Here is a 13,851-nt window from a genome sequence, read left to right as displayed (position 1 = left end):
ACGGCCGGGTGCCCCTCGGGGCCCCGGCCGTCGGTGTGTCCGCCCGGCGCTACTTCTCCGCGCCGACGTTCTCGCTGCTGTCCGTCTGCTCGCCCGTCTCCGGGCGCTTCCCCGCGTCCTTCTCGGCCGCTTCCTGCTTCCTGGTGGCGATGAGGCTGGTGATCGTGGTGATCACCAGGACGCCGCAGATGACGGTGAGGGAGAACGGGATGGAGATCTCCGGGACGTGCACCCCGGACTCGTGCAGGGCGTGCAGCACCAGCTTGACGCCGATGAACCCGAGGATCACCGAGAGCCCGTAGCTGAGGTGGACCAGCTTCTTCAGCAGACCGCCGATGAGGAAGTACAGCTGACGCAGGCCCATCAGGGCGAAGGCGTTCGCGGTGAAGACGATGTACGGGTCCTGGGTCAGGCCGAAGATCGCCGGGATGGAGTCCAGCGCGAAGAGCACATCGGTGGTGCCGATGGCGAGCATGACCACCATCAGGGGGGTCATGATGCGCTTGCCGTTGTTCCGGATGAAGAGCTTGGTCCCGTGGTACTTGTCGGCGACACCGAAGCGGTGCTCGATCGACTTCAGGAGACGGTTCTCCTCGAAGTCGTCCTCCTCCTCGTCGGCCCGCGCCTCCTGGATCAGCTTCCAGGCGGTGTAGATCAGGAACGCGCCGAAGATGTAGAAGACCCACGAGAAGTTGGCGATGACCGCGGCGCCGGCGGCGATGAAGATCGCCCGCAGCACCAGCGCGATCAGCACACCGACGAGCAGCACCCGCTGCTGGAGGTGGGAGGGCACCGAGAACTTCGCCATGATCAGGACGAAGACGAAGAGGTTGTCGACACTGAGCGACTTCTCGGTGATGAAGCCGGCGAAGAACTCTCCCGAGGCCTGACTCTCGCCGAAGACCAGCAGGCCCAGTCCGAAGAGAGCGGCCAGGGTGATCCAGACGATGGTCCAGATTCCGGCTTCCTTGGTCGACACGTCATGAGGCTTGCGCCCGATGAAGAAGTCGACGGAGATGAGGGCGACGAGACCGAGAATGGTCAGCGTCCAAAGGGTCCATGAAACGTCCACTGCGCCTCCGGCAGTTCGCTACGGCTATAGATCAGCGTCGTCGCTGCCGGAGGTCTCTTCCACCCGGGAGCGCGGGATGCGCGCCGGGCCGACGCCCCGGGACCGGTCACAGTCCGTACTGACGGGAACGCCGCGATCGGGAGTACTCCCCTCCGCACCAAGGACAGTACAGGAAGCACCAAGAAAAGGTAAAGTCCGTGCCAAGTGATGATCAAAAAGCCAGGTCGGAGCAGTTGGACGGGATCCGTGATCCGCTGTCACCCCGTCTCAGCGGCGGCCTCCACGCCGCGCCTCGGCCACCAGGGCGAGCACCTGCTCCAGGACCCGGCTGCCCTGCGGCGTCCTCAGCGGCTCGTACGTCCACGCGTGGCCCACCCAGGGGTCGGCGAGGTGATCGTCGGCCACGGGGGTGATCCGCAGCAGGGACCGCCACAGCGGGTCGAGCACGGGGCCGTAGGCACGGGCGTCCTCGCGGTCCGCCACCATCAGCAGGTGCACCCCGACCGAGGGGCCCTCGTCGGCCAGATAGCGCAGCTGGGTGACGGCCCTGTCGTCGAAGCCGTGCGGGAAGTCGTTGACGATCAGCAGATGCTCCCCCGTGTCGAGGTCCGGGGGCAGCGCGTCCGCGGCGCCGGCCCTGATCGCCATCTGCACCAGGTCGACGCGCCGGGTGAGATGGGCGAGGACCGACGCCACGCCTCCGGCCCCGGCGGCCGGCGGACCGGCGAGAACCCCGGATCCGACAAGGGGCGAGAGCGGTCCCGCGGCGGAACCGGCCGGGTCGATGACGTGCACGGAGAACTCGTCCGCCGGGTAGACCGCGAGCAGCCGCGCGGCCAGGGTGACCGCGGTCTCCATGGCCAGGCCACGCAGCTGGTCCCCGGTCGTCGAGGCAGCCACCTCGGAGGCCGTACGCCCGCTGTCGATCCAGATCCCGCGCTCCAGGGGAAGCCGCACCAGCAGCGGGATGCGCAGATCGGGGGCCTCGCTCAGATTGAGGTCTCCGATGCGCAGGGCCATCGGGATCTCCATCGGGACGCGGTAGCCGTGCCAGACGGGGTTGTCCCAGCCCGCGTAGGCCGCGGGGAGAGCGGGCTCCACGACAGCGGACTCGGCGGCGAGCTGGGCGAGATCGCGCTCCAGCGCCTCCCGTGCCCGCCCGGCGAGTTCGTCGCGCTTGGCCCGGGCCGCCTCCCGGGCACGGTCGCCCGCGCCGCCGATGCGGTTGCGCGGGTCGGAAAGGGTCCGTTCCAGCTCCTGGTCCATCCGGGACTCGGCGAAGTCGACGGCGCTGCGACAGGCGGCGACGGCGCGGGCGAGGTCCTCGAACATGCCCCAGATCTGGTTGTAGAGACGCTCGTCCATGGACCAGCCGGTGGCGTCACCGGCGACGGGCCGCGCGGGCTGCCCGGGCTCCGCAGGTGGCGCCGTCGGAGGCGGCGGGGGCGGCGCCGAGGTCCGGCGCCGGGGGTGCGCGTAGTCGATGGGGCCGCCGGGAGCCTCCGTGCGCGGGCTCGTGGGGTCGCCCAGCGGCTCAGGGGGCTGCTGTGCCTCAGGCGCCTCGGGGGACGGCGATGCCGGGGCCTGTGCTCCTGCGGCGGCCGGGCCCGCGGGGTGGCGCACCCGCTCACCCTCGGTGGCCCGGGGCGGCGGTGTCACGGAACGGGCGAGCCCGGAGGCGACGGCCTCCTGGATGGCGGCGGCGGTCTCCACCGCCTCCGCGACCCCCTGGTCGGCGAACAGACCCGCGAGCCCGGCGGCGTAGCCCTGGCCGACGGCGCGGACCTTCCAGGCGCCCTGACGGCGGTACAGCTCCAGGGCGGACACGGCCGACTCGGTGTCCAGTCCGGTGAGGGTGAACGTGGCTATCTCGGTGCCGTCGAGTCCGGTGACGGCGACGAAGGGCGCGGCGACAGCGCCGAAGCTGACCGGCCGTCCGGCTCCCATGGGCAGTGCCAGGACCACGGTGACCCGGTGCACCTCGGCGGGCAGGGCGTCCAGGTCCACGGCCAGCCGGTGGTCGGCCGCCGCCTGCCGGGACACCTCCAGTCCGGGAACCCGGTGCGAGGCGGGATGGGCGATCCACCCGGCGCCGCGGACCGTGCCCCGCTCGTCCCCGAGCGTGGCCCCGGCCACGACGGGTGAGCCCGCCGACACCCTGATCTCCAGACGGGTCTGGGGCAACGTGTGGTTCTGCCCCCGGACCAGCTCGGCCGTCATCGCCCTGTCCCCTCGACGTTCGTTGTGGTGCCCTGCGTTGCGGTGCCCCGCCATGGCCGCAGCTCCCGGCGGCGGGTGCCTCCGGGAGCTGCTCGTACGCGTTCGTCGGGCCGGTACTTGCCCGTGCGGTGCCTACAGGTGCGGCAGGATCGCCGGCATCAGGTCCTGGAAGGTCCGGCCGTTGGCCGGGTTGCCCAGAGCCGTCATCTGCCAGCCACCGCCCGCGCGGTGCACCTTCGCCATGATCTGCGCCGTGTACTGGCCGCCGCCGTCCAGCGTGTAGCGGGCCAGCTCCTGACCGTTGGTCTCGTCGACGATGCGGCAGAAGGCGTTCTGCACTTCCTGGAACGTCTGGCCGGTGAAGGAGTTCACCGTGAAGACGATCTGGTCGATGTGGACCGGGACCCGCTGGAGGTCGACCAGGATCGCCTCGTCGTCGCCACCGGAGCCGGCGCCGCCGACCAGGTTGTCGCCGGTGTGCTTGACCGAACCGTCGTCGCTGACCAGGTGGCGGAAGAACACGACGTCCACGGGCTGCTTGTCGGCGAAGAGCACCGCCGAGGCGTCCAGGTCGATCTCCCGGGTGCGCGAGCCGAACAGCCCGCGGCGCGGGGCCGCCTGCCAGCCGAGCCCCATCCGTACCGCGGTCAGGGTCCCCCCGTCGCTCTTCGTCAGGCTGATGGCCTGGCCCTTGGTCATGTTGACCGTCACGCGCTGTCCCCTCTCCGCTTGCCCCGCACCCGTCGGTGCGCGGCTTCCCCGCACCCTACGCAGTCCCATGAGGGAGGAAGGAGTGAAGGGCCGTTTTTGTGTCGGTCCTGCAACACTGCGAACCCCACAGGTCAGGCCAGCCCCGCCTCCCTCATCTGACGCAGTTCCTTCTTCAGCTCGCCCACCTCGTCGCGCAGCCGGGCGGCCACCTCGAACTGCAGGTCGGCGGCGGCGGCCCGCATGCGGTCCGTCATCTCCTCGATGATCCCCGCGAGCTCCGTGGCGGGCCGGTCGGTGACCACCGCGCCGTCCTTCTTCGCCTTGGCCCCCGCGCCGGCCTTGCCGCCCAGCGAGGGGACGGGTGCCTTGGTGTCCTTTGCCTGCCGGTAGCCGGTACCGAGCAGCTGCTCGGTGTCGACCTCCTCGCGCGCGATGGACGCGACGATGTCGTTGATCTTCTTGCGGAGCGGCTGCGGATCGACGCCCCGCTCGGTGTTGTAGGCGATCTGCTTCTCGCGCCGGCGGTTGGTCTCGTCGATGGCCTGCGCCATGGCCGGGGTGACCTTGTCCGCGTACATGTGGACCTGACCCGAGACGTTACGGGCGGCACGTCCGATGGTCTGGATCAGCGAGGTGCCGGAGCGCAGGAAGCCCTGCTTGTCCGCGTCGAGGATCGCCACGAGCGACACCTCGGGCAGGTCGAGGCCCTCACGCAGGAGGTTGATGCCCACCAGGACGTCGTACTCACCGGAGCGCAGCTCACGCAGCAGCTCGATACGGCGCAGCGTGTCGACGTCGCTGTGGAGGTAGCGGACCTGGATGCCCAGCTCGAGGAAGTAGTCGGTGAGGTCCTCGGACATCTTCTTCGTGAGGGTGGTGACCAGGACGCGCTCGTCCTTCTCGGTCCGCTTGCGGATCTCGTGGACCAGGTCGTCGATCTGGCCCTCGGTCGGCTTGACGACGACCTCCGGGTCGACGAGACCGGTGGGCCGGATGATCTGCTCGACGAAGCCGTCACCGCGCGACAGCTCGTACTTCCCCGGGGTGGCGGAGAGGTACACCGTCTGGTCGATCCTGCCCAGGAACTCCTCCCACTTCAGCGGCCGGTTGTCCAGCGCCGAGGGCAGTCGGAATCCATGGTCGACGAGGGTCCGCTTGCGGGAGGCGTCGCCCTCGTACATCGCGCCGATCTGCGGGACGGTGACGTGCGACTCGTCCAGGACGAGGAGGAAGTCCTCGGGGAAGTAGTCGAGGAGGGTGTTGGGGGCGGTACCCGGGAGGCGGCCGTCGAAGTGCATCGAGTAGTTCTCGACGCCCGAGCAGGTGCCGATCTGGCGGAGCATCTCGATGTCGTACGTGGTGCGCATGCGCAGCCGCTGGGCCTCCAGCATCTTGCCCTGCTTCTCCAGCTCGGCGAGACGCTCCTCCAGCTCCTTCTCGATGCCGGTGACGGCCTTCTCCATGCGCTCGGGACCCGCCACGTAGTGGCTGGCGGGGAAGACGTGGAGTGAGGCGTCCTCGCTGATGACCTCGCCGGTGAGCGGGTGGAGGGTCGAGAGCGCCTCGATCTCGTCGCCGAACATCTCGATCCGGACGGCGAGCTCCTCGTACACCGGGAAGATCTCGATGGTGTCGCCGCGCACCCGGAAGGTCCCACGGGTGAACGCGAGGTCGTTGCGGGTGTACTGGATCTCGACGAAGCGGCGCAGCAGCTGGTCACGGTCGATCTCGTCGCCGACCTTGAGCTGGACCATGCGGTCCACGTACTCCTGCGGGGTGCCCAGGCCGTAGATGCAGGAGACCGAGGCGACCACGACGACGTCCCGCCGGGTGAGCAGCGAGTTCGTCGCGGAGTGCCGCAGCCGCTCGACCTCCTCGTTGATCGAGGAGTCCTTCTCGATGTAGGTGTCCGACTGGGGGACGTACGCCTCGGGCTGGTAGTAGTCGTAGTACGAGACGAAGTACTCGACGGCGTTGTTCGGGAGGAGCTCGCGGAACTCGTTGGCCAGCTGGGCGGCCAGCGTCTTGTTCGGCGCCATCACCAGGGTGGGGCGCTGCAGCTTCTCGATCATCCAGGCGGTCGTCGCCGACTTGCCCGTGCCCGTCGCGCCGAGCAGGACGACATCCTTCTCACCTGCGCGGACGCGCCGGTCCAGCTCGGCGATGGCCGTGGGCTGGTCGCCGCTGGGCTGGTAGGGACTGACGACCTCGAAAGGCGCCACCGAACGTTCGATCTTCGAGACTGGCCGCATGCAACCACCGTACGACCCCCCACTGACAACGGCCGGGGATCAGCGGCTCCGCGGCGGCCGGGAGCCCTTGCGCGCGGTGGTCGCGTAGTGCGGGGTGCGGCGGCGCTGGACGGGGATCGGGGTGACCGGCCCGCCGCGCGGGAGGGTCCGAGCCGGCCGCCGGCCTGCTTCCTCGGGGGTACCGGACACCACCAGGGGGTCGATCATCACGACCACCGCGGCGAGCAGCAGGAAGCAGCCCGGCCCGATCATCATCGGCAGGAGCAGCGAGGTGGGTGCCTCACCGGGCGGCGCGGGTGCGGCGTCGGGGTGCAGGTGTACCTGGAGCGCGGCCATCCCGGTGTAGTGCATCCCGCTCACCGCCACGCCCATGACGACGCTGGCGCCGAGGCTGGGAAGGAAGCCGTGGACCGAGACCGCCGCCCACAGCGCGGTGGTCGCGGCCACCACGGCGATGACGACGGAGAGCGAGACCGTGAGCGTGTCGTACTCGAACACTCCCCCGAAGTTCATTCCGGCCATGCCGAGGTAGTGCATCGAGGCGACCCCGAGACCGGTGATCGTCCCGCCTGTGACCAGTGCCATCCGGGTCGCGCCCCGGTAGCCGACGAGGAAGATGCCGATCCCGACCATCCCGACGCCCACGGCGAGGCTGGCGTAGGTGAGGGGCCTGTCGTAGCTGACCGGTGCCTCCCTGACGCTGAAGCCCAGCATCGCGATGAAGTGCATCGTCCAGATGCCGGAACCGATGGAGGTCGCGCCGAGGGCCAGCCATCCGGCCCTGGAGGTACCTCGCGCTCGCAGGGACCGCGTGGTGCACCGGAGGCCGAGCGCAGCACCGAGGCACGCCATGAGGAACGCCGTGACGGGGGTCACGGCACCGTAGGTGAATCCGTCAACTGTGCCCTGCATGCTGGTACGCCCTTCGCGGTGTGCCCGGGTTCGGGGTGACCCTAAAGGGCAAGGCCCGGCAAGCAAACATAAGAGCGGCATTTTATCCGCCTCCGGGCCCCCCGGGGATCCGGTACCCAACATTCCGTTCACAACATGGCCATGATCCTCCTCCCCTCCGTTGGGGATCGGATGCGAGTCTCGACCTGTCCGCATCTCGACGCGAGGAGTACACGTGTCCGTACGCACAGCAACCGCCTCCGGTGCAGCAGCAGCCCTGCTCGGCACCTGCTTCCTGCTGCCCGCCGCCCAGGCGCAGGCCACGGGAACCCAGGACAGCCCGGTCGTCTACGCCCACCGCGGCGCGTCCGCCTACGCGCCGGAGAACACCCTGGCGGCCGTGGACGCGGCGGACGACCTGGGCATCGCGTGGGTGGAGAACGACGTGCAGCTCACCAAGGACGGCGTGCTGGTCGTCGTGCACGACACCACCCTGAACAGGACCACCGACGCGGAGGAGGTCTTCCCCGACCGTGCGCCCTGGGCGGTCAAGGACTTCACGGCGGCGGAGATCGCGAAGCTGGACGCGGGCAGCTGGTTCGGCGCGGGATTCGCGGGGGCCCGGGTGCCGACGCTCACGCAGTACCTGCACCGGCTGGAGCGCAACCACCAGAAGCTGCTCCTGGAGATCAAGAGCCCGGAGATCTACCCGGGCATCGAGAAGGAGACCCTGCGCGTCCTGCGCAAGGAGGGCTGGCTCGACCGCAACCACGTCAAGCACAAGCTGATCATCCAGAGCTTCGGTGCAGAGAGTGTGAAAACTGTCCACGCCCAGCGCCCGGACGTCGTCACGGGCTTCCTCGGCACCCCCGCCGTGGCCGATCTGCCGTCGTACGCGGCGTTCACGGACCAGATCAATCCGTCGCACACCACGATCGGCGCCGACTACGTCGCGGCGGTCCAGAAGCTGAAGGGCGCCCATGGCAAGCCGCTGCGGGTGAACACCTGGACGGTGAACGACGCGGCGAAGGCGGCCCAGGTGGCCGGCTTCGGCGTGGACGGCATCATCACCAACAACCCCGACGTCGTGCGGGACGCCACCCGCTGAGCGGTCCGACGGGGCGGCGTTGTCGGTGCCCGGCCGTACCGTGGGTCGCATGGAGAGTGACGAGCAGGTCGTGGAGTGGTCCGTCGTGCCCAGCGGCATCGGACCGCTCCTGCTCGCCGCGACCCGCAGGGGTCTGGTGACCGTGGCCTTCCACGCCCGGCCGGCGGTCCGGGACGCGGCGCTCGGGCAGTTGCGGACACGGCTGGGCGCGGAGCCCGTGGAGACGGACTCCGCGCTGCTGGCCGAGCCGGTGCGACAGCTCGCCGCGTACTTCGCAGGGGAGCTGAGGGAGTTCTCGCTCCGCCTGGACTGGTCGCTGAGCTCAGGTTTCAACCGCGAGGTGCTGCGCGAGCTGGCGTCCGGCGTGCCCTACGGCACCGTCGTGGGGTACGGGGACCTGGCGGCCCTGGCCGGCCTGCCGGGCGCCGCCCAGGCCGTTGGGGCGGCCATGGGCTCCAACCCGCTGCCGGTGGTGGTTCCGTGCCACCGGGTGGTGGAGAGCGGCGGAGGGCTCGGCGGGTTCGGGGGCGGGCCGGAGACGAAGCGGCAGCTGCTGGCGCTCGAGGGGATACTTCCGCAGCCGCTGTTCTGAACACCGGCTGCCCCACACGGAACACCGGCTGCCCCGGGCGGGAGGGCGTGCCCCCTGGCTCACTGCACGGGGCCCCTGCCGTGCGCGCGATTCACCTCGCCGGACCGGTGCCGCGCAGAGGTGCGGGCTGGCACACTGCGGCGGTGACGACAGCTTCCCCCTCATCCCGGATCACGGCGGCCGAGCTGCCCGCGCTGCGGCGCCGGACATCGGCCGTGCTCATGGGCAGCCAGATACTCGGCGGCCTGGGGGTGGCCGTCGGTATCGCCCTCGCCCCGGTCCTGGCGGCCGAGGTGGGCGGTTCCGAGGCACTGTCGGGGCTGGCGCCCACGGCATCCGTGGCGGGCACCGCGCTGCTGTCGTTGCCGCTGGCCGCCCTGATGACCTCGCGGGGCCGGGCGCCCCGGCCTCGTCCTCGCCTATCTGACCGGGGCGCTCGGAGCCTTCCTCGTGGTGACCGCCGCCGTCGTGGACAGCTTCCCCCTGCTGCTGCTCGGCATGGCCGGATTCGGCGCGGGTTCGTCGGCGAATCTCCAGGCGCGGTTCGCGGCGGCCGACCTCGCGGAGCCGGAGCGGCGCGGCCGGGCGATCTCCCACGTCATCTGGGCGGCCACGATCGGTTCGGTGCTCGGCCCCAACATCGCCGCCCCGGCGAGCGGGGTGTTCCGGGGCACCGTCGTGCCCGAGACCGCGGGCCCGTTCGCCTGGGCCTTCGTCATCTTCCTGCTCACCGGGGCCCTGGTGGCCGTGCTGCTGCGCCCCGACCCGCTGCTGACCGCCAGGGCGTTCGCCTCCGATGACACGGCGACCGCGGCGGACCGCTCGCTGCGGGCGGGCATCGCCGCGGTGCGGGCGGCCCCGATGGCGCGGCTGGCACTCGTGACCGTCGCCGTGTCCCACACCGCGATGGTCTCCGTCATGGTGATGACCCCCGTGCATCTGGGGCACCACGGCGCGGACATCCAGCTGATCGGCCTGGTCATCAGCGGACACATCGCGGGCATGTACGCGTTCTCCCCTGTCATGGGCCGCCTCGCCGACCGGGCCGGCCTGCTCCGTCATCGGACTGGCCGCCGGACTGCTGTGCTGCGCGGCCCTGTTGGCCGGTACGTCCGGGGGCGGGCACGCCCGGACGGCCGCCGGGCTGTTCGTCCTGGGGCTCGGCTGGTCGGCTGGTCTGGTCGCCGGATCGGCCCTGCTCACCGACTCCGTGCCGCAGGCGGCGCGGGCCGCGGCGCAGGGGTTCTCCGACCTCACGATGAACGCGTCGGCCGGCATCGGGGGCGCGGTGGCCGGTGTGATCGTCTCCCAGCTCGGCTATGGCTGGCTCAACGCGGTCGTCGCCTGTCTCCTCCTGCCGATGGCGGCGCTCGCGCTGCGCAGGGCGGTGGGACGTACGGCCGGGGAGTCCGCGAAGGTCTGACCGGCCTCCCGGACGGCCCCGCCCCCGCCGGGGGTTTGCGGCCTCCGCCCCCGCGACAGAGATGGGGCATGCCTCAGAATCCACCGGCACCCGTGCCGCAGGAAACCGGCCACAGCTCCCCCGTGCTCTCCGGGGAGGTGAGGGAGGCCGTCGAGGAACAGCGGCCCGTCGTCGCCCTGGAGTCGACGATCATCGCGCACGGACTGCCACGCCCCCGCAATCTCCAGGTCGCCCGGGAGCTGGAGGAACTCGTACGGAAGGGCGGCGCTGTCCCCGCGACGGTCGCCGTGCTGGACGGTCGGGCCCATGTAGGCCTGGAAGATTCCCAGTTGGCCCGGGTCGCCGAGGACCCGGGGGTACGCAAGCTGGGCCACCGCGATCTCGCTCCCGCACTGGCCCTGGGCGCGAGCGGCGCCACCACCGTGTCCGCGACCGCCTTCCTCTCGGAGCGGGCCGGGCTGCGCGTCTTCGCGACCGGGGGCCTCGGCGGCGTGCACCGGGAGTGGACGCGGACCCAGGACGAGTCGGCGGACCTCCGGTTGCTGGCCCGGACGGGGATCACGGTGGTGTGCGCGGGCGTGAAGTCGATCCTGGACGTGCCCGCGACGCTGCAGCGGCTGGAGACGCTCGGCGTGGCTGTGCTGGGCTACGGCACGGAACACTTCCCCGGCTTCTATCTGAGCAGCTCCGGCGAACCCGTCGACTGGACGGTCCGAACCCCCGAGGAGGTGGCCGCCGTGATGCGGGCCAGGGAGGAACTGGGCGGCCCGCCCACGGCGTTGATCGTCGCCAACCCCGTGCCTCAGGAAGAGCAGTTGGACCCCGCGGTGCACGACCGGGTGCTCGCCGGGGCGCTGGACGCCTGTCGGGAGCGGGGCATCACGGGGCAGGCCGTCACCCCGTTCCTGCTGGAGTATCTGATGCGGGAGACGGCCGGTGCGTCCCTGGAGGCCAATCTCGCCGCCGTGCGCGGCAACGTGCGGCTTGCCGCGCGGATCGCCGTGGCGGCGGCCGCACGGTGAGCACGGCCGGCGGCGCGGCGACCGAGGGCGGTCGGCCCGCAGTGGCCGGGGGCGGTCTGCTGGTGGTCGGGGAGGTGGTCACCGATGTGCTCGTACGTCATGCGTCGGCGCCGCGCCACGGCACGGACACACCTGCGCGGATCACCACGCTGCCGGGTGGCGCGGGCGCCAATGTCGCCTGCTGGGCGGTGCGTTCGGGGTGCCGGGACGTCCGGCTGCTCGCCCGGGCCGGGGCGGAGTCCGCGGCCTGGCACCGGGAGGCGCTGCGGCGGGCGGGGGTGGGCGCGCTGCTGCGCGTGGACGAGGACGTCCCGACCGGCACGGTGGTGGCCCTGGTCGACTCGTCGGCCGAGCGCACCTTCCTCACCGACAGCGGGGCGGTCCTGCGCCTCTCCCCCGGCGACTGGGCGCCTTCGCTGCTCGACGGTGCGGCCCGGCTCCATCTGTCCGGCTATCTCCTCTTCGGGCCGACGAGCCGGGCGACGGCGGTACTCGCGCTGCGGGAGGCCGGGCGGCGGGGGGTCCCGGCCAGTGTGGACCCCGCTTCGGCCGGATTCCTCGCCGAGCTGGGAGCCGCGGCGTTCCTCGATCTGGTCGAGGGAATCGATCTGCTGCTGCCGAACGCGGACGAGGCCCGGGAGCTGACCGGCCTGCCGGATCCCGCGGACGCCGCGGCCGAGCTGAGCCGACATGTCGGCCGGGTCGCCGTCACCCTCGGAGACCGGGGTGTCCTCCTGGCGTCCGGCGGCACGGTGACCGGGCGGGTACCCGCCCGGCCGGCGGGCGCCGCCGTCGACTCGACGGGCGCGGGTGACGCGTTCACCGGCGGTTTCCTCGCGGCCCTCGTCGCCGGAGCCGCCGACGTCACGGCAGCGGAGGCGGGCTGCCGGGCGGGGGCGGAAGCGGTCGCGACGGTGGGGGGCCGCCCGGTGTGAGGAGTCCCCGGGGCGGCGGCCGAAGGAACGGCGCTAACCTCCCAGCCCCGTCCAGGCGGGTCGGTGCGGGTCGTCGGCGCGTACGACCGCGTCCGAGGCGCCGGACGGATCGGTCTCGGTCTCGTACCGCGCGAAGGCGGGCAGTGTCCACCGCTCGCTCTCCTCGGTACGCCGCCGCAACGCACCGGGAGTGAGGCTCAGATGGACCGTGAGGTCGAAGGGGAACCACCGGCCGAGGAGCAGCGGCCCGTGCAGGATCAGCACCCCTCCCTCGGGCAGCACCTGGTAGGGGCTGCGGGTCGCCCGGTCCGTGTCGGGGTTCCAGAGATCGGGCAGGACCCGTCCGCTGCCGCCCGCTTCGAGCGGGCGGAACACCTCACGCCACAGCGCCCCGGTGTCGAACCAGCCGTCGGCGTACGAATCGGGGTCCTCCTTGCCGTATTCGTAGCGCAGGCTGGCGGGGCGCAGGAAGCCGCCCGTGGAGATCGTGAGCACCGGGCGCCCGCGGGCGCGCAGCGCCTCGGCGAGGTGTGCGGCGGCCTCGTCCGGGCGGGCCGCGGGAGCACCGTCGACGCCGATCCTCAGCCAGGACCCGCCGTCGGCGGGTTCGAGTCCGTCGGCGTGGGCGGCGAGGGTCCGGGCCAGCCGGGTCCAGGTGATGGGTTCGAATCGCACCCGTCCATCATCACTCTGCCGCATCATGATCCGCATGGATCTCGACTTCGCCCGTCGCTTCGCCGCCCTGTGGCAGGACGACTGGAACTCCCACGACCTGGACCGGATCCTCGCGCATTACGACGAGGACGTGACCTTCAGTTCGCCCATGATCGCCCGCCTGACGGACGACCCGGCCGGCACCGTGCACGGCAAGGCGGCCCTGCGCGCCTACTGGGCCGCGGGGCTGGAACGGATCCCGGACCTGGAGTTCGAGGTCATGGACGTACGGGCGGGCGTCGACGCGCTGGTGATCGACTACCGCAACCAGATCGGCGGCCGGGTGTACGAGGTACTGACCTTCCGGGACGGCCTGGTCGTGGCGGGCTTCGGTGCGTACGGCGGGACGCCCGCCGTCTGACCGGCTTCCCCCTCTAGCGCGCCGCCGGGCAGTCCGCCGCCTCGGCGTCGTCGGACAGCGCGCTGCCCTCGGGGAGCAGGTACGTCACCCACAGCACGACGGGTTCGGTCCCCAGGTTGCGCCCGATGTGCCGGTGGTCGGCCCCGGACGGTTCGATGAAGGACGTCCCCGCGGGTGTGGCCTCGACCGAGCAGTCGTGGAGGGTACGGGTGAGCGTCCCGGACTTGACGACGGCGATCAGCTGTCCGCTGTGGGTGTGCCACCCGGTGGATCCGCCGGGGGCCACGGTGATCTCCCGGAAGGTCACGTCCGTGCGGCCGTTCGGCGTCTTCACCTTGAGCTTGCCCTCCGAGGTGCCCTCGGCGTGGACCGTCCCGCTCACGCCGCTGCCCGGCGTGGCGACGGCCGCCGCCGGCAGAAGGCCGAGCGCCGCCACTCCGACACCCACGATCAGGGCCTTGCGCAGGGTCACCCGCCTCCTGGCCCCGCTGCGGTTCTCCCCGCCGATCGCGCTCTTCGCACCGACAACGCCGTCGAACCCCATGACCGA

General features: G+C 71.5%; 12 protein-coding genes and 1 pseudogene. 6 read left to right on the top strand and 7 right to left on the bottom strand.

Annotation, left to right across the window (positions count from 1 at the left end):
* Nucleotides 1-49: 49 nt before the first annotated feature.
* The 5 genes from P8A20_RS27925 to P8A20_RS27905 all read right to left on the bottom strand — a co-directional run bounded on the left by P8A20_RS27925 (nt 50) and on the right by P8A20_RS27905 (nt 7,167).
* A complete protein-coding gene (locus tag P8A20_RS27925; protein WP_147962900.1) occupies nt 50-1,072 on the bottom strand; it encodes a TerC family protein in 1,023 nt (340 codons plus the stop codon).
* A 267-nt stretch (nt 1,073-1,339) separates the two neighbouring features.
* Nucleotides 1,340-3,292 (bottom strand): TerD family protein, encoded by a 1,953-nt coding sequence (locus P8A20_RS27920; RefSeq protein WP_306104448.1) that lies wholly within the window; start codon nt 3,290-3,292, stop codon nt 1,340-1,342.
* 132 nt (nt 3,293-3,424) lie between these two features.
* On the bottom strand, nt 3,425-4,003 hold the full coding sequence (locus P8A20_RS27915) for a TerD family protein (RefSeq protein WP_147962902.1): 579 nt from the start codon (nt 4,001-4,003) through the stop codon (nt 3,425-3,427).
* A gap of 131 nt (nt 4,004-4,134) precedes the next feature.
* Nucleotides 4,135-6,255, bottom strand: coding sequence for an excinuclease ABC subunit UvrB (gene uvrB, locus P8A20_RS27910; protein WP_306104447.1), 2,121 nt, complete (start codon nt 6,253-6,255; stop codon nt 4,135-4,137).
* A gap of 39 nt (nt 6,256-6,294) precedes the next feature.
* Nucleotides 6,295-7,167, bottom strand: coding sequence for an MHYT domain-containing protein (locus tag P8A20_RS27905; protein WP_147962904.1), 873 nt, complete (start codon nt 7,165-7,167; stop codon nt 6,295-6,297).
* A gap of 214 nt (nt 7,168-7,381) precedes the next feature.
* Between P8A20_RS27905 and P8A20_RS27900 the strand changes: the two genes are divergently transcribed.
* The 5 genes and pseudogenes from P8A20_RS27900 to P8A20_RS27880 all read left to right on the top strand — a co-directional run bounded on the left by P8A20_RS27900 (nt 7,382) and on the right by P8A20_RS27880 (nt 12,226).
* Nucleotides 7,382-8,254 carry a glycerophosphodiester phosphodiesterase gene (locus P8A20_RS27900; RefSeq protein ID WP_147962905.1) on the top strand — a complete coding sequence of 291 codons (873 nt, stop codon included), beginning with the start codon at nt 7,382-7,384 and terminating at the stop codon, nt 8,252-8,254.
* 49 nt (nt 8,255-8,303) lie between these two features.
* A complete protein-coding gene (locus P8A20_RS27895; RefSeq protein ID WP_306104446.1) occupies nt 8,304-8,846 on the top strand; it encodes a methylated-DNA--[protein]-cysteine S-methyltransferase in 543 nt (180 codons plus the stop codon).
* Between the two features lie 221 nt (nt 8,847-9,067).
* Nucleotides 9,068-10,269, top strand: a pseudogene (locus P8A20_RS27890) (MFS transporter).
* A gap of 68 nt (nt 10,270-10,337) precedes the next feature.
* Nucleotides 10,338-11,291 carry a pseudouridine-5'-phosphate glycosidase gene (locus tag P8A20_RS27885; RefSeq protein WP_147962908.1) on the top strand — a complete coding sequence of 318 codons (954 nt, stop codon included), beginning with the start codon at nt 10,338-10,340 and terminating at the stop codon, nt 11,289-11,291.
* Nucleotides 11,288-12,226 carry a carbohydrate kinase family protein gene (locus P8A20_RS27880; protein WP_306104445.1) on the top strand — a complete coding sequence of 313 codons (939 nt, stop codon included), beginning with the start codon at nt 11,288-11,290 and terminating at the stop codon, nt 12,224-12,226. Before P8A20_RS27885 ends, P8A20_RS27880 begins: the two co-directional genes overlap by 4 nt.
* Nucleotides 12,227-12,259: 33 nt before the next feature.
* On the opposite strand, the gene P8A20_RS27875 is transcribed toward P8A20_RS27880, so the two are convergent.
* Nucleotides 12,260-12,901: a nucleoside/nucleotide kinase family protein gene (locus P8A20_RS27875; protein WP_147960729.1), complete on the bottom strand. Its 642-nt coding sequence runs from the start codon at nt 12,899-12,901 to the stop codon at nt 12,260-12,262.
* A 25-nt stretch (nt 12,902-12,926) separates the two neighbouring features.
* Between P8A20_RS27875 and P8A20_RS27870 the strand changes: the two genes are divergently transcribed.
* Nucleotides 12,927-13,301, top strand: a complete 375-nt coding sequence (locus tag P8A20_RS27870) for a nuclear transport factor 2 family protein (protein ID WP_442812089.1) — start codon at nt 12,927-12,929, stop codon at nt 13,299-13,301.
* 13 nt (nt 13,302-13,314) lie between these two features.
* On the opposite strand, the gene P8A20_RS27865 is transcribed toward P8A20_RS27870, so the two are convergent.
* Nucleotides 13,315-13,845 (bottom strand): cupin domain-containing protein, encoded by a 531-nt coding sequence (locus tag P8A20_RS27865; RefSeq protein WP_147960728.1) that lies wholly within the window; start codon nt 13,843-13,845, stop codon nt 13,315-13,317.
* Nucleotides 13,846-13,851: the final 6 nt, after the last annotated feature.

The sequence above is a fragment of the Streptomyces sp. Alt3 genome (assembly GCF_030719215.1).
In the GTDB taxonomy this organism is placed as follows: domain Bacteria; phylum Actinomycetota; class Actinomycetes; order Streptomycetales; family Streptomycetaceae; genus Streptomyces; species Streptomyces glycanivorans.
This window is presented reverse-complemented; position numbering and strand designations above follow the sequence as displayed.